The organism is Propionivibrio sp. (assembly GCF_017995515.1).
In the GTDB taxonomy this organism is placed as follows: Bacteria; Pseudomonadota; Gammaproteobacteria; order Burkholderiales; family Rhodocyclaceae; genus Propionivibrio.
Genome location: NZ_JAGOIT010000029.1, coordinates 1 through 21,064, shown reverse-complemented (window position 1 = coordinate 21,064; position 21,064 = coordinate 1). Strand labels below are relative to the sequence as shown.

The following is a 21,064-nucleotide window of genomic DNA, read 5'->3' as shown; positions in this document are numbered from 1 at the left end:
TCACAGACCGAACGGCACCAGCAGAAGCATCAACCACAGCTTGCTCGGCGGGATCTCGATCTTCTGCACGGCGAACGGCCCCGGCGTGTTGTCGGCACGATCAACGAGACGAACGCCGAGATAGTAAGTGCCGACCCCTGGCCGCGGCAGCTCGAGCTGCCCGTCGTCCGCGCTCGCTTGACCCAAAGGCGATTCCAGCTGCTTGTCGGAAGAAACGACGGCCTCGTAGCCCAGCCCATCCGGCGGTGGCGGCAGCTTGAGATTGAGCGTTTCCGACTCGATCTGCAGCGCCGAGCGGCCGACATCGACGGCGCCGGGACCGGGTTTGTAGATGAAGGTGGCGGGTACGCTCCACGGCCCCTGCTTCCCGTCGGCCGCGATGCTCGCCGCGCGCCAGTGGAGCTGACCCGGAGGGAGTTCTTCCGGCGTCTGCCAGGCCTCGCCGCTCAACGTCTCGTCGTAAAGAAGCTCGGCGAAATCGGACGTGCGCGCAACTTGTACGCGGTAACGCTCGATGTCGAGCACGTTGGTCCAGGCGAATTTCGCCCGCGCATCGCGCACCGTCGCCGCGTCGCCCGGCGTGTTGATTCCGGGCGGGAATGGGCGCGCGAACACCGTGAAACGATGCGCGGCATCGAAGCCCTGCAAACCGTTGCCGTCAACGGCACGCAAACGCAGGACGTAGTCGCCGTTGGGCAGGTCGGCGAGCGTGAGCATTTCGCCTCGCGCCGACTTGGCGAGCAGGATACGGTCGAACGACTCATCCTGCGCGACCTCGCCCTGCCACGACGTCGCACCCGACAACGCGGGCAGCGGGAAGCGCATCGGCAGATGCTCGAAGCGCTTCGGCAAGCCCGAAACATCGGCCGCGGTAAGCAGCGGCACCGGCTCGATCGGCGCTTCGCCGGCGCGCGCAATCGTCCCCGATCCGGCCGGCACACGCACGGCCTTGCCCGCACCGCTCACGCCGACCAGACCGCCGAGCGTTTCTTCGCGGGTCACTTCGTCATCGGCACCAAGGCGGAAGTGCGTGCCGCGGACGACGGCCTGCGCCGACGGCGTCTCGATACGGAGATGCTGGTTCTCGCGCTGCTCGGGATTGGCCCCCACCGTCGTTTGTCCGCGCTGCAGGCGCATGCGCGTATCGGCCATGAGCCCGCCCGCGTAGAGCGTCAAGGCGTCGAGCGAGAGCTGCGTATTCGGCGCCAGCACGATCTTGCTGCCGTCGGCGAGTCTCAGCAGCGCGCTCGCGTCGTCGAGCGTCTCGAGTGCGCTGCCGGCAACGAGCTGCTGGCCGTTCTCCGCCGTTTGCCAGTCGCCGTCGACCATGCGCCAGCGCACGCTGCCGCTCACGCTTTCCAGCAGCGCCTCTCCCGGCGTCTTGTGCAAGAGTTCGGGCGAAATCCGCAGGACGGTACCCGGCAGAATCCGGTTCGGATCGGCGATGTTATTGGCCTTCTGCACCTTCGGCCACTGATCGGCGCGGGCGAAATAGCGCGCGGCGATGTTGATCAGGTTATCGCCCGACTTGACCGTGTAGCGCCACGCCGGCGCCTCGTCGGCCCGGAGCGCCGCACTGCCGAGCGCGGTCGCAAGCACGGCGATGCGCAGCCAGCGGCGGAATGACGGGGCTTTCATAGCGATTCCTTTTGACGTTCGAGACGGTAACCCAGGCCGTAGATCGACACCAATCGCCAGCCGAATTCCGGGGTCAGGCCGAGCTTGCGGCGCAGGGTGCTGACATGGACGTCGACCGTCCGCGTATCGATCAGCGGCGTCGTCGACCAGACGACCTGGATGAGATGGTCGCGCGTCAGCAGACGACCGGGCGAGCGGAAGAAGTGCAGCGCCAGATCCGTTTCACGCTCGGTCAGCGTGATGCTCTTGCCTTCGATGCGAAACTGGCGGCGTTCAAAATCGACCGTCAGCCGTCCGAATTCCTGCACCGAAGAAGACTCCGGGGCTCCGCCCGTCCGGCGCAGCACGGCTTGCAGACGGGCCAGCAGCACGCGCTGCGAAAGCGGTTTGATCACATAGTCGTCGGCACCCGCCGCCAGCACGGCGACGACGTCGTCCTCGCTGTCACGTCCGGTCGCGAAGACGACCGGCGGCATCGCCTGCCGCAGCTTGATCTGAAGCCGCGCCAAGACCTCGGTACCGGGCAGATCGGGCACCATCCAGTCGAGCAGCACGGCGTCGAAACGGTCGCCGATCACCGCGCGCGCGCATGCTTCGCCGCTATGGAAGATCTCGACCTGGTAGCCGGCATCACGCAGCCAGCTGGCAACGCAGGCCGCCGTCTCGACCTCGTCCTCGAGGTAGGCAATTCTCATGGTGTGTATGGCAGGAGGAGTCGCCCCGGATGGATCGACGGGAATAGGCCGCGATCATAGCACGCCGGGGGCATGAAGTCTGCATGCACATGGCGGGTGACAGCCACGCCGACCATGGCGAACCGTCAATAAAACGGGGGAGCCGCCCGCGACTCCCCCGTGTTATTGGATCAGTTCTAACGTCGCATCGGACGTCGCACCTTACTTGATCAGGTTGCCCTTTTCTGCGGCAACGGTGATCTTGCCGGCCTTGAGGTCAGCCAGCACATCGGCGACCTTCTTCGACACGTCGGCGGAGAGGTTCGGGTTGGTCGCCGGGATGCCGACGCCGTCCTTCTTCGCGTCGAAAATCAGCGTCTGTCCGCCCGGAAGCTTGCCTTCCTTTTCCGCCTTGATCATGTCGTAGGCGGCGGTGTCGATGCGCTTCATTGCCGAGGTCAGGATGATCGACTTGTCGCCCTTGTAGATGCCCTGCGAGTACTGGTCGACGTCGACGCCGACGATCCAGGCCCCCTTGGCGGCGCGCGCCTTGGCCTCGTTGATCGCGCCGACGCCGACGCCGCCGGCGGCGGCGAAGATCACCTTGACGCCGCGGTCGTACATCTGCGCGGCGAGTTGCTGGCCGGCGGCGACGTCGTTGAAAGTGCCCTGGTAGATGACGTTCTCGGCCTTCATGCTGACCTTGGTGCCGAGGCTCTGGTTGGCGTAAGCGACGCCTTGCTGGAAGCCCCAGTTGAACTTCTGCACCGGCGGAATTTCCATGCCGCCGATGAAGCCGAAGTCGCCTTCCTTGATCTGCAGCGCGGAAGCCACACCCGCCAGGAAGCCCGACTCATGCTCGGCGAAGAAGATCGAGACGGTGTTCGAGCCGACCTTTTCCTTGCGCGTCGCGTCGAACACGCCGTTGTTCGGGCTGCCGTCGATCAGGACGAACTTGGTCTTCGGGTACTTGTCCTGCGCGACGAAGATCGCCGATTCGAACTTGAAGCCCGGCGTCACGATCAGGCTGAAACCGGCGTCGTTCAGGTTGCTGATTTCCTTGACGTAATCGGCTTCGGTCGTGCCGCCCGGCTTGAGATACTTCGATTTGACGCCGAGATCCTTGACCGCTTTCTTGATGCCTTCCCAGGTGCCCTGGTTGAACGACTTGTCGTCGATCGAACCCGAGTCGGTCACCATGCCGACCTTGAGATCGGCGGCAGTCGCCATCATCGGCGCCGCGGAAAGCAGGCCGAAGGCCATGAGTGCAGAAGCCAGTATTTTCTTGCTCATTCACATCTCCTCGTTATCAGCGAAACACTACAAAGAACCACACAGAAATCATTGATCGGTTTGTCGATACAAAAACCAACACGCATCACCGGCCACCTGCAGGAGCCCGATTCATCGGCGATCGACGGCTCCCGCGCGGAAATCCGCCGTTATCGCGCAGCGAGCTGCGCTCCTACATTTGCACCTCTCAGGCGACGGGCAAATCGGCTGCGTCGAACGCCCCCGGCAGTAACGCCGAGGCAGTATGCACGGCGACGTTCCCCTTCAAATTGGCCAACACCACCTGCAAATCCTTGCCGCCCAGTTCCAGAATCACCTGCCGGCACGCGCCACAGGGCGCAATCGGGCCATCCGTATCGGCGACCACGGCGAGCATTACAAAATCGCCGGGCTTGCAGCCGTCGGCGATCGCCCGAAACAGCGCGGTACGCTCGGCGCAGTTGGTCAGCCCGTATGACGCGTTCTCGATGTTGCAGCCGTGATAGACGACGCCGTCGCGCGTCAGCAACGCCGCGCCGACGCCAAAATGCGAGTACGGCGTATGCGCCTTCTGTCGAGCAACGCACGCCTCCTGAATCAGTTGATCGGGCGTCATCATTTTGCATCCCCGGCGCCGATGCGCTGCCAGACGAGCGGCGGAAGCGGCTGCGTCATTTCGTTCTCGATCCTGACGGCTTCGCGCAGGCGCTGCATCGCCGTCGCCGCATCCGCCTCGGTCCGGGCATGGATGCGCATCAACGGCTGACCGGCCTGAACCGTCGCACCGAGTTCGACGATGTCGCTCAGTCCCACAGCCGGGTCGATCTCCTGGTCGCTGCGCAGGCGCCCGCCGCCGAGCGCGACGACGGCCATACCGAGCGCGCGGGTGTCGAAGGCTGTGATCACGCCACTCACCGGCGCGACGAAATCGACGACCACCGGCGCCGTCGCGAGGTAGGCCTCCGGACGCTCGATCAGATCGGCCGGCCCGCCCAGCAGGCGGACCATGCGCGCAAAACGCTCGGCGGCAGCGCCGGAGTCGAGACAGGCTTGCAGCTTGACGCGGGCGTCGTCGGCGTTCGCCGCCAAGCCGGCCGAGACGAGCCCTTCGGCACACAGCGCCAGCGTCACTTCGTGCAGGCGCGCCGGACGGTGCTTGCCGGTCAGGTAATCGAGTGCGCAGCGCACTTCGATCGCGTTGCCGGCGCACGGCGCCAGCGACTGGTTCATGTCAGTGAGTAACGCGCTGACCTTGAGACCGGCGCCAGTGCCAACCTCGACGATCGAGCGCGCCAAGGCGACTGACAACTCAGGCGTCGGCATGAAGGCGCCGGAGCCGACCTTGACGTCCATCACCAGCGCGTCGAGTCCGGCGGCGAGCTTCTTGGAGAGGATGGACGCGGTGATCAGCGGGATCGACTCGACCGTCGCCGTCACGTCGCGCGCGGCGTAGATGCGCTTGTCGGCTGGCGCGAGGTCGGCGGTCTGGCCGATGATCGCCGTCCCGGCTTCGCGCACCGTCGCCTTGAGCTGATCGGGCGTCGGGAACGGGTTGTAACCGGGAATCGACGCCAGCTTGTCGAGCGTGCCGCCGGTGTGCCCGAGGCCACGCCCCGAGATCATCGGGTTGTAGCCGCCGCAGGCCGCGAACATCGGCCCGAGCATCAGCGAGACGACGTCGCCGACGCCGCCGGTCGAGTGCTTGTCGACGATCGGCCCGTCGAGCCCGAGCGACTGCCACTCCATGACACGGCCGGAATCGCGCATGGCCAGCGTCAGGTCGACGCACTCCTGGCGCGACATGCCGTTGAGAAAGACGGCCATGGTGAAGGCGGCGATCTGCGCCTCGCTGACCGTGTTCCCGGTGATGCCGCCGATGAAGGCGCGGATCTCTTCGCTTGGCAAAACCTGTTTGTCACGCTTGTGACGGATGATTTCCTGGGGCAGTAGCATGAGTCTCTTCTTCAGTAATTTTGAGGATCGGCAAAGTCACAGAGAGCTTTTCCACCGTTCGTGGTGAGCTTGTTGAACCATGAACAGGCGCTCGGGGTGCACTTCCCGCCCTTCGACAGGCTCAGGGCGAGCGGTGGTGAAGTCTCAGTCACATTCACGAGCCTCAATAAGAACGAACGACGTCGCGGGCGAAACTCCCGGCATCGCGTTCATTGAGCAGCAGGTCGGCGATCGTCGCGGCGATGTCGGCGAAACTGGCGCGCACGCCCAGATCGCCCGGCACGACGCGCGGGCCGGCGACGAGCACGGGAATGTACTCGCGCGTGTGGTCGGTGCCCTTGAAGATCGGGTCGCAGCCGTGATCGGCCGTGATGATCACCAGTTCGTCGTCGCGCAGGAGCGACAGCAGCGTCGCGAGCTGCGCGTCGAAGGACTGCAGGGCTTGCTGGTAGCCGATCACGTCGCGGCGGTGGCCGTACTTCATGTCGAAATCGACGAGATTGGTGAACACTAGGCCCTGCCCCGACGTCTGCGCCAGACGCAGCGTCGTCGCAATGCCTTCGTCGTTCGACTTGATCGGGTGACTGGCCGTGACGCCTCGCCCGGCGAAGATGTCCGAGATCTTGCCGACGCTGACCACGTGCTGCCCGGCGGCCGAAAGGCGGTCGAGGATCGTCGTTCCCGGCGGCTGCAAGGAATAGTCGTGACGATTGGCCGTGCGCTGCCAGCTACCCGGCGCGCCGATGAACGGGCGCGCGATGACGCGGCCGACGTCGAGCATCTCGCGCGCGATGTGGCACCACTCGTAGAGCAGGTCGAGGCCGACCGCCTCCTCGTGCGCGGCGATCTGGAACACCGAGTCGGCCGAGGTGTAGACGATCGGGAAGCCGGTGCGCACGTGTTCCTCGCCGAACTCTTCAATGATCTGCGTTCCGGAGGCGATCGAGTTGGCCAGGGTTTTTCGTCCAATGCGCGCCTCGAAGGCCTGCACGATCTCGGGCGGAATGCCCTTCGGGAAGGTCGGCAGCGCCTTCTCCATGACGACGCCGGCGATTTCCCAATGGCCGGTCGACGTGTCCTTGCCCTTCGAGCGCGAAGCGGCCTTGCCCCACGCGCCGCGCGGTGCGGCCACCGGTTCGACACCGCGAATCGGCGTGATGTGGCCGAGACCGAGCGACGCCATCACCGGCACGGTCAGACCGACCGCGTCGCCGATGTGACCGAGGGTGTTCGCACCGAGATCGCCGCCGTTGTCGCCGTACTCACCGGCATCGGGCAGGAAGCCGACGCCGGCACTGTCGAGGACGATGACGAAGACGCGATTGATCGCCAATGCTGCGGGAGCGTTCATCCTGAAAACCTCACCGCAAAGGCGCGAAAGCGCAAAGATCGCAAAGGAAACAACAGGTGGGTCGTACTTGACCATTCACCTTGTGGGTGGCGATGGAAGATAGGTGCCGTTCGCGTAGCGCTTTGATTTTCTTTGCGAACCTTTGCGATCTTTGCGCCTTTGCGGTGAAGAACCGAGTTTTTCAGGTTCATTCAGTAACCTCCGGTAACTGCCTCGCCCGCGACGATCTTGATGCCGTTGCTCGTGCCGAGACGCATGACTCCCATTTCGATGTATTTCTTCGCGGCCTCCGCGTCGCGCACGCCGCCGGACGCTTTGACCCTGGCCTTGCCTTGAACCGTGTCGAGCATCAGCTTGACGTCTTCGACCGTCGCGCCGCCAGTGCCGAAACCGGTCGAGGTCTTGACGAAGTCGGCGCCGGCCGCGACCGAAAGCTCGCACGCACGTACCTTCTCCGCATCGCTCAGGTAGCAGGTTTCGATGATGACCTTGAGCACACGCGCACCAATCGCCGTCTTGATCGCGCGGATTTCCTCGCGCACGGCGTCATCCTTGCCGTCCTTGAGCCAGCCGACGTTGATCACCATGTCGATCTCGTCGGCGCCGTCGTCTGCCGCCTGCTTGGCCTCGAAGACCTTGGCCGCCGTCGACATGGCGCCGAGCGGGAAGCCGATCACCGAACAGACCTTGACCGGCGAACCGGCGAGCAATTTGCGCGCCGTCGGCACCCAAGCGGAGTTGATACAAACCGAGAAGAACTCGTGCTGGCGCGCTTCTTCGCACAGTTGCGCGACGTCGCTTTCGGTCGCGTTGGCCTTGAGGATCGTGTGGTCGATGTATTGATTGAGTTTCATGGGGTGCCCTTGAAGTTAGCGTTTGCCTTTTTCGAACGGTTCGCCGGCTGCGCGCGGCGCCTGTGTCGATTTGGAGAAGAGGATCAGCGCGAGCAGCGTGACCACGTAGGGGAAGACCTTGAGGATGACCTCGGGGATCGCCTGCAGCGCCGGCTCGGCCTGCGAGGCGTTGGCGAGCGTCGCGGCAAAGCCGAAGAAGAAGGTCGCACCGAGCACGCCGAGCGGTTTCCACTGGCCGAAGATCAGCGCCGCCAGCGCGAGGAAACCCATGCCGGCGACCGAGCCGCTGAACTCGCCCGAGTAGGTGACGAGGATCGTCGCGCCGCCCAGCCCGGCGAGCGCGCCGGAGATCATCACGGCGCCGTAGCGCACCTTGAAGACGTTGATACCGGCCGCGTCGGCGGCATGCGGATGTTCGCCGCAGGCGCGCAGGCGCAGGCCGAATGCCGTCTTGTAGAGCACGAAGGCGCCGAGCGCGAGGATCGCCAGGATCAGCCAGGTCGTCCCGTAGGTCTGGTAGAAGAACAGCTTGCCGAGGAGCGGGATGTCGACGAGGAAGGGCACGTCGAAGCGCGGGATGCCGTTCGTCAGCTGGATGTTGCCCGAGCCGGTGATGGTGCGCGCGAGGAAGACGGTGACGGCGCCGGCGATCATGTTGATCGCCGTGCCGCTGATCACCTGGTTGGCGTTCAGGTTGATGCTGGCGAACGCATGCAGGACCGAGAACAGCGCGCCGATGACCATGGCGACGAGGAGACTGACCCAGATCGCCGCGCCGCCGAGGCTCGGTTCGAGCCCGACGGTCGCCGCCGCGCTGGCGAAGCCGCCGACGACCATGAGCCCTTCGAGCCCGATATTGACGACGCCGCTGCGCTCGCTGAACAGGCCGCCGAGCGAAGTAATCAGCAGCGGCATGGCCAGCGCGATGGCGTAGGGGAAGATATGAACGATCGTATTCCACATGGCTGAAACCTCACTTCGCGAAGCGCCGGCGGGCGCGTTCGATCAGGTTGCGGATGAGGACGCTGGTCGCGGCGAAGTAGATGATGCTGGCGATGATCGTGTCGCCGATCTCCGGCGGGATGTCGGTCATCGCGTTCATGAAGCCCTTGCCCGATTGCAGGACGCCGAAGAAGAGCGCCGCGCCGACGACGCCGACCGGCGTATTGGCGCCAAGCAGCGCGACCGCGATGCCGTCGAAGCCCTGGCTCGGCATGACGCCGATCTGCATCGACGAGGCGTAGCCCGTGTAGATCGCCGCGCCGCCCAAGCCCGAGAGCGCGCCGGCGATCATCATCGAGAGCACGATGTTGCGATTGACTGAGATGCCCGCGTACTCGGCGGCAAAGCGGTTGAAGCCGACGGCCTTGAGCTGGTAGCCGAGCACCGTGCGTTCGAGCACGACGCCGACGATGATGACGGCGATGACGGCGAGGAAGAGCCCGATGTTGATGTACGAACCGGCGAACAGCGAGGTGAGCCACGACACCTTGAGCGAGGCGGCTTCCGGGATATAGCGCGTTTCGGTCTCGTAGGCGCCCTTGAAATACGCCGGCATCAGGTAGTAGGTGATCCAGTAGGCGATCCAGTTCATCATGATCCCGGACACCACCTCATGCACGTTGAAGCGCGCCTTGAGGATGCCGGGAATGACGCCCCACAGCGCGCCGCCGGCGATGGCCGCCATCGTCGTCAGCATCAGCAGCAGTGGCTTCGGCACATCGACGAGCAGCCCGACGACCGTCGCCATGACACCGCCGATCAGCACCTGTCCCGGCGTGCCGATGTTGAAGAGGCCGGTGCGGAACGCGAAGGCGACCGACAGGCCGGTCAGGATGAGCGGCGTCGCCGTCGCCAGCGTATTGCCGACGCGCTCCAGGTTCATCAGCCCACCCTTGAAGAGGAACTCGTAGCCCTCCATCGCGTCGTTGCCGGTCGCCACCATCAGCAGCGCCCCGGCGATGAGGCCGAGGATGACGGCGACGACGCCAACCACAAACTCCCCGTTGATGCGCAGTCTCATGCTGCCTTCTCCTTCCTGACCCCGGTCATCATCAGCCCGATTTCCTTTTCGTTGGTCTTCGCTGCGTCGACGATGCCGACGATCGCGCCGTTACTGAGGACGGCGATGCGGTCGGACAGGTCGAGGATCTCGTCGAGTTCGAGCGAGACGAGCAGCACCGCCTTGCCCGAGTCGCGCTGCTCGATCAGGCGCTTGTGGATGTACTCGATGCTGCCGACGTCGAGCCCGCGCGTCGGCTGCACGGCGATCAGGAGATTCGGGTTCTGGTCGAACTCGCGGCCGATGATCGCCTTCTGCTGGTTGCCGCCGGACATGTCGCGCGCCTTGGACACCGCGCCCTCGCCGGAACGCACGTCGAAGGCGGCGATCACCTTGTCGGCGTGCGCGCGAATGGCCTCCGGATGGAGAAAACCACCGCTCGAATAGGGCTCGTCGCGGTGGTTCTTGAGGATGAAGTTCTCTTCCAGCGTGTAGTCGAGCACCAGGCCGCGCTTCTGGCGGTCCTCCGGGATGTGCGCGAGGCCGCTTTCGTTGCGCGTGCGGATCGACGCATTGGTGATGTCCTTGCCGGAGAGCACCATGCTGCCGGACTCGATGCGACGCAGGCCGGTGAGCGCCTCGATGAGCTCCGTCTGCCCGTTGCCCTCGACGCCGGCGACGCCGACGATCTCGCCGGCGCGGATGTCGAGCGCGTCGATCAGGATCGGGTCGCCCTTGCGCCGGCAGGGGATGCGCAGGTTGCGCAGCGAGAGGATCACGTCTCCGGGCTCGCGCGCCGATTTTTCCACTTTAAAGCTGACCTGGCGCCCGACCATCATCTCGGCCATGCGCGCCTCGTCGGTGTCCTTGACCTCGACGGTACCGACGTACTTGCCGCGCCGGATCACCGTGCAGCGGTCAGCGATGGCCTTGATCTCGCGCAGCTTGTGCGTGATCAGGATGATCGACTTGCCCTCGTCGATCAGGTTGCGCATGATCTTCAAGAGGTCCTGGATTTCCTGTGGCGTCAGCACCGCCGTCGGCTCGTCGAAGATCAGCACTTCGGCGTTGCGGTAGAGCATTTTCAGGATTTCCACCCGCTGCTGCATACCGACCGAGATGTCCTCAATGCGCGCGTCGGGCTCGACGTTGAGGCCGTACTGCTGCGACAGCGTCTTGATGCGCTGCGATGCTTCCTTCAGGCTGAGCACGAGGCCGGCGGTCGGCTCGATGCCGAGCACGATGTTCTCGGTCACCGTGAAGTTGTGCACCAGCTTGAAGTGCTGGTGCACCATGCCGATGCCGAGATCGTTGGCGATGTTCGGGTTGTCGATGCGCACGTCCTTGCCGCGAATGCGGATCTTGCCGGCATCCGGCTGGTACAGGCCGAAGAGGATGCTCATCAGCGTCGACTTGCCGGCGCCGTTCTCGCCGAGCAGCGCGTGCACTTCGCCCTTCCTGAGGCAGAGCGTGATGTCGTCGTTGGCGACGATGCCCGGAAACTCTTTGCGGATGCCGAGCATTTCAACGACCAGGTCGGTGTCGGACATCTCAGTCCTCCCCGAGCCTGGCGATGGTCGCGGCAACGACGGTGCAGAAACGTTCGGACGCCTCGTTGGCGATGCGCACGACTTCCTCGTGCGCGTGCTTCACGGTGGCGATGCCGGTCGCCATGTTGGTGATGCACGAGATGCCGAGCACCTCCAGTCCGAGATAACGCGCGGCGATGACTTCCGGCACCGTCGACATGCCGACCGCGTCGGCGCCGATCGCCTCAAGATAGCGTATCTCGGCTGCCGTTTCATAGCACGGCCCCGAGAGGCCGGCATAGACGCCGCGCCGGAAAGTCATGCCCAGTTCGCCGGCCGCCGAATCGGCGACTTTGATCAGGAGCGGGCTGTAGCCATCGGTCATGTCCGGAAACCGCGGGCCGAGGCGCTCGTCGTTGAGGCCGATCAGCGGGTTGGTCGCGAACAGGTTGATGTGATCGGTAATCAGCATCAGGTCGCCCGGCGTGAAATCGCGATTGATGCCGCCCGCCGAGTTGCTGACGATCAGCGTGCGCACGCCGAACTGCTGCATGAAGGCCGTCGGGTACGCCACCGTGCGCATGTCGTGGCCTTCGTAGTAGTGGAAGCGCCCCTGCATGGCGACGACGTCGACGCTGCCGATGCGTCCGAACACCATCCGTCCGGCGTGGCCGGCGACGGTCGGCGCAGGGAAATGCGGCACGTCGCGGTAGTCGATCGCGATCGTGTCTTCCATGCGTTCGACGAGTTGTCCCAATCCCGAGCCCAGGATCACGCCGACGGTCGGCCGCGACACCGTCCGCTGGCGCACGAAGGCGACCGTTTCTTCGAGTTTTTCAAACATCCCTATCATTGTTTCCCCCTCCCGTTCCGATTCTCTTTTGTAGCAGCGATCCAGGCCAATTCAAAGAAAAATCAAAGCGCCTTGACGAAGTAGTCGCCCTGCCGCGCAAAACCCATGCGCGCGAGATACGCATCATGGTGGCTGCCGGTTACCGGCGCCTTCAGCGTCGAATAGCCCTGTTGGCGGAAAAAGTCGTTCTTCTCATAGAGGAACGAGCCCATCTTGAAGTCGCGGAACTGCGGTCCGACATAGTCCAGCTCGATCAGGAAGCAGCCGTTCTCGGGCTGGCGGCCGAGCAGCAGGCCGATCGGCGCGGCGTTCTTGACGAGGAAGAAGACGTGGCGCCCGTCGAAACTTGAAACGTCGAGACGCGGGAAAAAACGCTCGATGTCCACGCGATGGAAATCGAGAAAATGCCGCAAATACTCGGCCTCGCCCGACCAGCGCATGATCCGGAAGTCGTCCTTCTCGCGATACATGCGCACCAGATAGACGATGTTGATGACGACGATGAAGAGGTTGAGAAAGCCGACCGGCAGCGCACCGATGATGAAGCCATAGGTCGAGAACATCATCGCGCCGGTGAGATTGAGCCAGCGCAGCTTGACGATCGAGCTCATGGTCAGCGAGATGGCGACGACGACCGACGCCGCGTAGCCAAACCACTCGATCCAGGAAATGCCGTAGAACATGGTTCAGTGCTCCGTTTTCAATGCGCGCGTGCTGTCGCGCGACTGCAAGGTGTAGGGCATGACGACCTCGGTCACCAGACCGCCCTGTACGCCTTCGATGGCGTCGATCAGGAGTTGCCCTGCGCGCATCCCGGTCAACCGGTAGTCGAAGCTCATCGTCGTGATCGACGGGTAGGAGTAGGAAAGAAGCGCCGGGTCGTCGACGCAGGCGACGGAGACGTCGTCTGGCACATGGTAGCCGTTGCGCAGCAGCCAGCCGGCGACGGCGACGGCGAGACGGTCGGTGACGGTGAAGACCGCCGTCGGCGGCCCGCCCGCGCAGCTCATCAAGGCCTTGGCCCCCTCCTCGCCGGAGACGTATTCTAAGGTGCCGACGACGAGCAGCGCCGGATCGAATTCGATGCCGTGCTCGGCCAAGGCGGCGAGGTAGCCGCGCTTGCGTTCGATGCCGACATTCACGTCGTGGTCCGGCACGGCGAGGCAGCCGATGCGCCGGTGCCCAAGCGCGATGAGATGCCCGACCATCGCCTTCGCGGCGTTGAAACTATCGAGAAACACCGAAGAGCAGCCGAGGTAGGCACCGGTTTGCCCGACGACGACGACCGGCGCGCGCAGCTTGGCGATCGCCGGCAGGTAGCCGTGGTTCTCGCCAGTGCCGAAGAACAGCACGCCATCGACGCGCTTCTCGTAGAAGAGGTCCATGTAGCGCAATTCTTCCGCGAACTCGTCGCGCGTGTTCGCCAGCATCACGCCGTAACCACGTTCGTTCAGCGCGTGCACGATGCCGTCGAACATTGCGGCGAAGGTCCCGAGGTCGATACGCGGCAACATGACGCCGACCGTGTTCGTCTTGTTGCGCAGCAGCTCCTTGGCCAGCGAATTGGGACGATAGCCGGTCTCGGCGATGACCTTCTCGACCGCCTGCGCAATCTCGGGGTTGACGTAGGCCGAGCGATTGATGACGCGCGACACCGTCGAGATCGAAACCCCCGCCATGCGCGCCACGTCCTTGATGTTCACCCAGCCTCCTGTGTTGATGTGCTTATTGCGGCGACGCCCCTGTCCCTGTAAGAGCACGATTCATCGGGCGATTAGGCGGTTACTTCCGCGGATACGCCGATATCGCGCAGAAAATCTGCGCTCCTACAAAACCCGACACGCATCGCAAGCCACCCGTAGAGCCCAGTTCCACTGGGCGATAACAGCGTCTGATCATCCACCGCCCTTCGCGCAGAAAATCTGCGCTCCTACGAAAACAACCGACTGCCCTGAAACAGCGAAGAAAAGCTTTTCATAACGCTATCCCGGAACTAGAATCGTGTCAATCGATTGGCGACCAACCTCGCAATTTAAGTGCAACGACCACAACCGGAGAACCCGCAATGCCGGCATCTCAATCCGCTTTTCCACCCGAATTCATCAAAGCCATTCCGAAGACCGACCTGCATCTGCACCTCGACGGCAGCCTGCGCATCGAGACCTTGATCGACCTCGCCGGGCAGGCCGGTGTCGCACTGCCCGGACAGACTGAACAAGCGCTGCGCGCGACCGTATTCAAGGATCATTACGCCAGCCTCGAGGAGTATCTGCGCGGCTTCTCGCTAACGACGGCAGTCATGCACTCGGAAGACGCGCTCTTCCGAATCTCCTGCGAGCTGATGATGGACAACGCTGCCGAAGGCGTGCGCTACATCGAAGTCCGCTTCGCGCCGCAGTTGTTGATGTCCGACCGGATGAGCTTCGCGCAGGTGATGGGCGCCGTCGATCGCGGCCTGCGCAGCGCGCGCGACGAGCTCAACGCCCGCCTGCGGCCCGGCGAGCCGGAGTACGACTACGGCATCATCGCCTGCGCGATGCGCTTCTTCACCGCCGACTTCTCGCCCTACTACCGCGCGCTGTCGCACGAAAACGCGAGCCTGACACCGACGGAGGTCCAGCAGCTGGCGAGCGTCGAACTCGCGCGCGACGTCGTCGCGCTGCGCGGCAATTCCACGGTGCAGATCGTCGGCTTCGATCTGGCCGGCGCTGAGAAGGGTTTTCCCGCCAGCGACTACGCCGAGGCCTTCGCGCTCGTCGGCAAGGGCCTGCTCGGCAAGACGGTGCACGCTGGCGAAGCCTACGGCGCCGAGAGCATCTTCCAGGCCGTGACCAAGCTCCACGCCAGCCGTATCGGCCACGGCCTCTATCTTTTTGACGAAGACCTGCTGCAGCACCCGGAAATCACCGACCGCAGCGCCTACGTCGAGGACCTCGTCAACTTCATCGCCAAGCGGCGCATCACGCTCGAGGTCTGCCTGAGCAGCAACATGCAGACGACGCCGGCGATCCGCGAGCTGCGCGACCACTCGCTGCGGCGGATGCTGGAGCGGGGACTGTCGGTCACCTTGTGCACCGACAACCGGCTAGTCTCGAACACCACCGTCTGCCAGGAATACCAGCTGGCAATCGACCATTTCCCGATTGACGCGGCGACCTTGAAGGACATCGCGATCCGTGGTTTCAAGCGTTCCTTCTACTACCACTCGTACCAGCAGAAAAAGGCTTACCTGCAGCGCGTCGTCGCCTACTACGACGCGGTTGCGAAGGACTTCAACATCGCAGCGTAAATACTGTTATCGAAGTTCATCGATCCTCGTAGGAGCACAGATTTCTGCGCGATCACAGCGCCAGAGGAATGCAGCCGCCGCTTCGCCCGATAAATCGGGCTCCTACAAGAATCGTGGCACTCATAGGGCCTCCAGCCATCACACCACTTGAAGGGGCCGCACGGCGCGGGTGTTATAATCGCGCGTCAAAAACTGTCCCCAACCCGCCATGTCCACGCTTATCTGCGGCTCCGTCGCCTACGACAACATCATGGTCTTCAAGGACCGCTTCAAGGACTGCATCCTGCCGGACCAGATCCACATCCTGAACGTCTGCTTCCTGGTCCCCGACATCAAGCGCGTGTTCGGCGGCTGCGCCGGCAACATCGCGTACAACCTGAAGCTGCTCGGCGGCGATCCGCTGATCATGGCAACGATCGGCGACGACGCCGGCCCCTACCTGAACCGCCTCGACGATCTCGGCCTCTCGCGCGAACACGTGCGCGTTGTTCCCGGCAACTTCACCGCGCAGGCCTTCATCACGACCGACCTCGACGACAACCAGATCACCGCCTTCCACCCGGGCGCGATGAACTTCTCGCACTACAACTCGGTGACCGACGCCAAGGATGCAACGCTGGCGATCGTCGCCCCGGACGGCCGCGACGGCATGTTGAAACATGCGCGCGATCTGGTCGCCAAAGGCGTCCCCTTCATCTTCGATCCCGGCCAGCAGCTGCCGATGTTCTCGGGCGACGAACTGCTCGAATTCCTCGATCTGGCGACCTACGCCTGTCTGAACGACTACGAAACCAGGCTGCTCAGCGATCGCACCGGAAAATCGCTCGAAGAACTCGCCGCGCGCGTTGAAGCATTGATCGTCACGCTCGGCGCCGAGGGCTCGCGCATCCATGCCAAGGGCGTGATCATCAACATTCCCTGCGTCGAAGCCGACGCCGTCGTCGATCCGACCGGTTGCGGCGACGCCTATCGTTCCGGCCTGCTTTACGGCATCACGAACCAGTGGGACTGGCAACGGACCGGCTCGCTCGCGGCGGTGATGGGCGCGATCAAGGTCGCACATCAGGGCTGCCAGAGCCACACGCCGACGCGCGACGAGATCGGCGAACGCTACAGGAAGGCCTTCGGCGCGTCGCCCTGGTAAGAATGTCCGAACTGCGGCCAACGTCGGCCCCGGTACGCGTCTACCGCTGCCTGCGGCTTGTCGTGCATTTTGCTTGGATCGCCATTGGCGCAGCGCTGCTCTATCCACGCGTGAGCGAGGCGCAGAAGGCTCGCCTCAAACAGCGCTGGTCGCACCAGATCCTGCGCATCCTCGCCATCCGCCTCGATCGTAAACCGACCGACGCGCCGCCGGGCAGTCTGATCGTTGCCAATCACGTCTCCTGGCTCGACATCTTCGTCATCAACGCGCTGCGCCCGTCGGCCTTCGTTTCCAAGTCCGAAGTCCGCTCATGGCCGTTCATCGGATGGCTGGCGGCGAAGAACGACACGGTCTTCCTGCGCCGCGGCAGCCGCGGCCACGCCAAGGTGGTCAATGAGGAAATCGACGGCAAGCTCAACTCCGGCCGGGACGTCGCCATCTTTCCCGAAGGCACGACAACCGACGGCACGCACCTGCTCGGTTTTCACGCCGCCTTGCTGCAACCGGCGGTCGAAACCGGCCGCCCGGTCCTGCCGCTGGCCATCTCATACCACGACGCAGCAGGCGGACACACACTGGGCCCGGCATTCGTCGGCGAAGCGACGCTGATCGACAGTTTCGCGGCCATCCTCGCCAGCCGCGCGCTGATCGTTCATCTCTCGCCCAGTCCGGCAATCGACACCAACGGAAAATCGCGCCGCGACGTCGTCCGCGCCGCACACGAAGCCATCGCCAGCGCGCTGACTACCAGGCTCGGATTTCCTCTTTCGAGCACGGCACCTGGAAAACAGCCCGATCCTCCAGCCTGACCGCCGTCAGCGGCCCGCCCCACAGGCAGCCTGAGTCGATCGCCAGCAGGTTGGGCAACACTTTCAAACCCAGCGCTGACCAGTGACCGGTGATCAACACGCTATCGGCGCTGCGCCGACCCGGCACCTCGAACCACGGAATACACCCCTCGGGCGCATTGCTGACCTCGCCCTTGGCCTTGAAGTCCATCACGCCCTCCGGCGTGCAGAAACGCATTCGCGTCATGGCATTGACGATCACGCGCAAGCGCGCCCAACCTTCGAGATCATCGCGCCAGGCAGCCGGTTCGCTGCCCCACATATGCGCGAGGAAGTCGCGCCAGTCATCAGCCGTTAACGCGCGCTCAACTTCAGCCGCGAGCAGACGCGCTTCGCCGGTCGTCCATTGCGGCAGCAAGCCCGCGTGGACCATGCAATAGTCACCGGCGACATGACACAACGGCTGCCGCCGCAACCAGTCGAGCAACTCGTTCCGATCCGGTGCATTGAGGATATCGTCGAAGGTATCGCCCTTGCCGCGCTTGCCAAAGCCCTCCGAGGCCATCAGAAGCGACAGATCGTGGTTGCCAAGTACGGTAATCGCCGACGCACCAAGATCACGCACAAAACGCAAGGTCTCCAGCGAGCGCGGGCCGCGATTGACCAGATCGCCGACCAGCCAGAGCTGGTCGACCGCCGGATCGAACGCGCAGCGCTCAAGCAGGCGCGAAAAGGAACCGAAACAGCCCTGAATGTCACCAATTGCGTACGTTGCCATACGCTGCGACTACCGGCCAGCCATGTTGAAAACGACGTACAGCCACGTCACGCCGGCAAAGGCCGGGAATGCATTTTTCCGGCTCACACGCGGGGACCCGGACTCTGCACTTCTGGTATTCGGTTTCGCCGGAACGACGGATCCAGCGCGGCGGGGGCGATCGGAAGGGTGGGATGAGTCCATCGCCTCACCCCTCGCCCCTTGCGGGAGAGGGGCCGGGGGAGAGGGGGAAATCAGACGTCACCGACGCGATATTTGACAATACGCCCTCCAGGTTAGTCATGATCTCGTTGTTCCAGAACCGTAGCACCGTAAAGCCTTGCGACCGTAACCACGTATCTCGTCTTTCATCGCTTGGCGCATCGCTATGCTGGCCGCCATCGGCTTCAATAATCAGTCGCACGCCGAAATGCACGAAATCAACCACATACGGACCAATGGGCTGCTGACGCCTGAATTTGCCCCCATTCAGACGATGCGCTCGCAAGTGCCGCCAAAGCAGGGTCTCGCTCTCTGTCATACGGCTTCGCAGATGCTTGGCAAACTCGAGTTGTTCCATAGCCCCCTCTCCCCAACCCCTCTCCCGCTAGGGGAGAGGGGCTTTTGGTAGCGCCCCACCCTTTCGATTACACCCTTAGGCGGTTACGTGGGTTACGCGGACTTCTTTGCCTGAGCGTCTGCCAGCGAATTCTTGAGAAAATCAGGGAGGTCACACCTTCGCCGCCAGGTTCTGCTGCCAGTTCCAGCCGTCGCGACACATCTCGTCGATCCCGCGCTTGGCCTTCCAACCCAGCAGTTTCTCAGCGAGCGCCGGATCGGCATAGCACGCCGCCACGTCGCCCGGCCGGCGGTCAACGATGGCATACGGCACAGGCCGCCCACTAGCCGTCTCAAACGCCCGCACCATGTCGAGCACCGAATAGCCGCGGCCGGTGCCAAGATTCACCGTCAGCAGACCTGCTTCGCGCGTTAGGTAATTCAGCGCCGCAACGTGCCCCTCGGCCAGGTCGACAACGTGAATGTAGTCACGCACCCCCGTCCCGTCCGGCGTCGGATAATCGCCGCCGAAAACGCTCAGCTGCGCGCGCTGCCCACAAGCCACCTGCGAAACATAAGGCATCAGGTTGTTCGGAATGCCGCTCGGCGACTCACCAATCAAACCGCTCGGATGCGCGCCAACCGGATTGAAATAGCGCAGCCGAGCAATTCGCCATTCCGGATCGGACTTGTACAGATCGGCGAGGATATCCTCGATCATCAGCTTGCTCGCGCCGTATGGGTTCGTAGTCGAGCGCGGGAAGTCCTCGCGGATCGGCACCGACGCCGGATCGCCATAGACGGTGGCCGACGAGCTGAAAATAATCGATTTGACTCCAGCCGCAGCCATCTCTTCGCACAACACGATCGCACCGCCAACGTTGCAGTCGTAGTAGCGCAAAGGTTGCGCAACCGATTCGCCCACCGCCTTCAACCCGGCGAAGTGAATCACCGAATCAACCGGACGCTGCGCAAAGATCTTGCGCAACAATTCGCGATCGCGCACGTCGCCTTCAAAGAACTCAGGGCGCTTGCCGGAGATCTGCTCGACGCAATCAAGCGCTTCACGGCTGCTGTTGGAAAGGTCATCAATGATCGTAACGTCGTGCCCCGCCTCGATCAGCGAAACACAGGTGTGCGAACCGATAAAGCCGGTCCCGCCAGTCACAAGAATATGCATCGGAGTCACTCAGGAAATAGAAAACTCGGCACGCTGCCGCCCTTGCGCCTCAAGCGCCTCCAGCCACTTCGGCGCACGCCCACGCCCTGACCACGTCTCGCCGTTCGGGCTGCGATACTTGGCGGCGACAGCCGACTTCACCTTCTTCGAACCCGATACCGCTGTGGACTTGAATCCGCAGTCTTCCAACGACAACTGCCACTCGGCGATCAACTGACGAACTTGCGCAATCGCCGACTTCAGTTCGGCCTGTCGCAATTCTTCGATCTGCTTGTCCAGTACCTCGCGTTGTACGAGTAGTTCTTGATAGGTCGCCATTCCGTTCTCCGTAAGTTGTTTTCAGATGAAACCCGATTGACTACAGCCCCCCAACCTCACACATACAGCAATAAGCACCGGTTCGTGGTGACTTCCCTGGGTCAGGAAGTCTCCGTCCCCTTGCTCTGTTGCGCCCGACGCCAAGCGTCAGATACGAAAACCGACATCAAGCCCAAGAGCAGACCGCCCAGAAGTCCAAGGACCATCAGGAGTGACTTCTTCGGCGAAACCGGATTGTCGGAAGCGAAAACCGCCTCGATTGTCTTTGCGGGCTGAGTCGCCGGCGCGCCCAGTGCGGTTTCCAATGCCAAGATCATCTGGCGGTGAGCGAACGTTTCCGCCTCCTTCTCTATCCGCAGGGAAGTCATTAGCGCGAGTTGCGTGAAGCGGTCATCCTTGACACTTGCACTTGCAACCAGCTTACCCAGGTTCTCCAGATCACGCTCGGCGCTGGTCAGTTTCTCCCGGTTGATAGCCAGATCAGCGCGCATTCGTGTAAGCGCAGGTTGCGCCAGTTCGTCATGTGCTCTGATCAATTGACCAACAGCAGCCTCTGCCTTCTTTTGAGCAGCTTCCTGGGTCGAACCACTGGCGCGCAGTTCAATGAGCGGGATTTGATCTGGCCCCGCCGTCGCCTTGATGATCTGCAACGCCAAATCCTTAGTCGTTCCCGAATTCGAGCGCGCAATGCTGCCCAACCATTCCTCGTCGCCCATAGCTTCGGCCACGCGGCGTTGAAACGCCGGTGTCTTCATGCGCTCAACCGCTTGGATCGGGGCCTCTACCGGCAAGCCGCCAACCTTGACCTGCCCGACCTGCCCGACCTGCCCGACCTGCCCGACCTGCCCGACCTGCCCGACCTGCCCGACCTGCCCGACCTGCCCAACCTGCACAACCGCCACTG

General features: G+C 63.4%; 22 protein-coding genes. 3 read left to right on the top strand and 19 right to left on the bottom strand.

Annotated features, from left to right (window positions below):
* From KBA32_RS06740 to KBA32_RS06675, 14 genes are all read right to left on the bottom strand, one after another.
* Positions 1–1,638, bottom strand: a complete 1,638-nt coding sequence (locus KBA32_RS06740; RefSeq protein ID WP_294356780.1) for a FecR domain-containing protein — start codon at positions 1,636–1,638, stop codon at positions 1–3.
* On the bottom strand, positions 1,635–2,333 hold the full coding sequence (locus KBA32_RS06735) for a response regulator transcription factor (RefSeq protein WP_294356778.1): 699 nt from the start codon (positions 2,331–2,333) through the stop codon (positions 1,635–1,637). The genes KBA32_RS06740 and KBA32_RS06735 overlap by 4 nt, the downstream gene beginning before the upstream one ends.
* A gap of 201 nt (positions 2,334–2,534) precedes the next feature.
* The gene (locus KBA32_RS06730; protein WP_294356777.1) at positions 2,535–3,605 is read right to left on the bottom strand and encodes a BMP family ABC transporter substrate-binding protein; all 1,071 of its coding nucleotides are present in this window, start codon (positions 3,603–3,605) and stop codon (positions 2,535–2,537) included.
* A gap of 187 nt (positions 3,606–3,792) precedes the next feature.
* A complete protein-coding gene (locus KBA32_RS06725; protein ID WP_367113756.1) occupies positions 3,793–4,200 on the bottom strand; it encodes a cytidine deaminase in 408 nt (135 codons plus the stop codon).
* Positions 4,200–5,537 carry a thymidine phosphorylase gene (deoA, locus tag KBA32_RS06720; protein WP_294356773.1) on the bottom strand — a complete coding sequence of 446 codons (1,338 nt, stop codon included), beginning with the start codon at positions 5,535–5,537 and terminating at the stop codon, positions 4,200–4,202. Before deoA ends, KBA32_RS06725 begins: the two co-directional genes overlap by 1 nt.
* A 163-nt stretch (positions 5,538–5,700) precedes the next feature.
* Positions 5,701–6,888 carry a phosphopentomutase gene (locus tag KBA32_RS06715; RefSeq protein ID WP_294356771.1) on the bottom strand — a complete coding sequence of 396 codons (1,188 nt, stop codon included), beginning with the start codon at positions 6,886–6,888 and terminating at the stop codon, positions 5,701–5,703.
* Entirely contained in the window at positions 6,885–7,079 is a 195-nt protein-coding gene (locus KBA32_RS06710) for a hypothetical protein (protein WP_294356769.1), read from the bottom strand. The genes KBA32_RS06715 and KBA32_RS06710 overlap by 4 nt, the downstream gene beginning before the upstream one ends.
* Positions 7,080–7,742, bottom strand: coding sequence for a deoxyribose-phosphate aldolase (gene deoC, locus KBA32_RS06705; protein WP_294356768.1), 663 nt, complete (start codon positions 7,740–7,742; stop codon positions 7,080–7,082).
* Between the two features lie 15 nt (positions 7,743–7,757).
* Entirely contained in the window at positions 7,758–8,705 is a 948-nt protein-coding gene (locus tag KBA32_RS06700; protein WP_294356766.1) for an ABC transporter permease, read from the bottom strand.
* A gap of 10 nt (positions 8,706–8,715) precedes the next feature.
* Complete coding sequence (locus KBA32_RS06695; RefSeq protein ID WP_294356764.1) at positions 8,716–9,765, bottom strand: ABC transporter permease; 1,050 nt, start codon at positions 9,763–9,765, stop codon at positions 8,716–8,718.
* Positions 9,762–11,294, bottom strand: coding sequence for an ABC transporter ATP-binding protein (locus tag KBA32_RS06690; RefSeq protein WP_294356761.1), 1,533 nt, complete (start codon positions 11,292–11,294; stop codon positions 9,762–9,764). The genes KBA32_RS06695 and KBA32_RS06690 overlap by 4 nt, the downstream gene beginning before the upstream one ends.
* A gap of 1 nt (position 11,295) precedes the next feature.
* Positions 11,296–12,117, bottom strand: a complete 822-nt coding sequence (locus KBA32_RS06685; protein ID WP_294356759.1) for a purine-nucleoside phosphorylase — start codon at positions 12,115–12,117, stop codon at positions 11,296–11,298.
* Between the two features lie 71 nt (positions 12,118–12,188).
* Positions 12,189–12,809, bottom strand: coding sequence for a hypothetical protein (locus tag KBA32_RS06680; RefSeq protein WP_294356756.1), 621 nt, complete (start codon positions 12,807–12,809; stop codon positions 12,189–12,191).
* A 3-nt stretch (positions 12,810–12,812) separates the two neighbouring features.
* Complete coding sequence (locus tag KBA32_RS06675; protein WP_294356753.1) at positions 12,813–13,829, bottom strand: LacI family DNA-binding transcriptional regulator; 1,017 nt, start codon at positions 13,827–13,829, stop codon at positions 12,813–12,815.
* Positions 13,830–14,191: 362 nt separating this feature from the next.
* Here KBA32_RS06675 and KBA32_RS06670 point away from each other — a divergent pair, with 362 nt between their 5' ends.
* The 3 genes from KBA32_RS06670 (at position 14,192) to KBA32_RS06660 (ending at position 17,368) form a co-directional block, all read left to right on the top strand.
* Positions 14,192–15,415 (top strand): adenosine deaminase family protein, encoded by a 1,224-nt coding sequence (locus KBA32_RS06670; RefSeq protein ID WP_294356751.1) that lies wholly within the window; start codon positions 14,192–14,194, stop codon positions 15,413–15,415.
* Positions 15,416–15,623: 208 nt separating this feature from the next.
* On the top strand, positions 15,624–16,559 hold the full coding sequence (locus KBA32_RS06665) for a carbohydrate kinase family protein (RefSeq protein WP_294356749.1): 936 nt from the start codon (positions 15,624–15,626) through the stop codon (positions 16,557–16,559).
* Positions 16,560–16,621: 62 nt separating this feature from the next.
* Positions 16,622–17,368 (top strand): 1-acyl-sn-glycerol-3-phosphate acyltransferase, encoded by a 747-nt coding sequence (locus KBA32_RS06660; RefSeq protein ID WP_294356747.1) that lies wholly within the window; start codon positions 16,622–16,624, stop codon positions 17,366–17,368.
* Here KBA32_RS06660 and KBA32_RS06655 read toward each other — a convergent pair.
* The 5 genes from KBA32_RS06655 to KBA32_RS06635 all read right to left on the bottom strand — a co-directional run bounded on the left by KBA32_RS06655 (position 17,304) and on the right by KBA32_RS06635 (position 20,915).
* Positions 17,304–18,125 carry a symmetrical bis(5'-nucleosyl)-tetraphosphatase gene (locus KBA32_RS06655; RefSeq protein ID WP_294356744.1) on the bottom strand — a complete coding sequence of 274 codons (822 nt, stop codon included), beginning with the start codon at positions 18,123–18,125 and terminating at the stop codon, positions 17,304–17,306. The two genes, KBA32_RS06660 and KBA32_RS06655, sit on opposite strands and share 65 nt — an antisense overlap.
* Positions 18,126–18,312: 187 nt before the next feature.
* Positions 18,313–18,684 carry an endonuclease domain-containing protein gene (locus KBA32_RS06650; protein ID WP_294356743.1) on the bottom strand — a complete coding sequence of 124 codons (372 nt, stop codon included), beginning with the start codon at positions 18,682–18,684 and terminating at the stop codon, positions 18,313–18,315.
* A gap of 150 nt (positions 18,685–18,834) precedes the next feature.
* Positions 18,835–19,842, bottom strand: a complete 1,008-nt coding sequence (galE, locus tag KBA32_RS06645; RefSeq protein WP_294356741.1) for a UDP-glucose 4-epimerase GalE — start codon at positions 19,840–19,842, stop codon at positions 18,835–18,837.
* 9 nt (positions 19,843–19,851) lie between these two features.
* Positions 19,852–20,160, bottom strand: a complete 309-nt coding sequence (locus tag KBA32_RS06640; RefSeq protein ID WP_294356739.1) for an H-NS histone family protein — start codon at positions 20,158–20,160, stop codon at positions 19,852–19,854.
* 101 nt (positions 20,161–20,261) lie between these two features.
* Positions 20,262–20,915, bottom strand: coding sequence for a hypothetical protein (locus KBA32_RS06635; protein ID WP_294356737.1), 654 nt, complete (start codon positions 20,913–20,915; stop codon positions 20,262–20,264).
* Between the last annotated feature and the right edge of the window lie 149 nt (positions 20,916–21,064).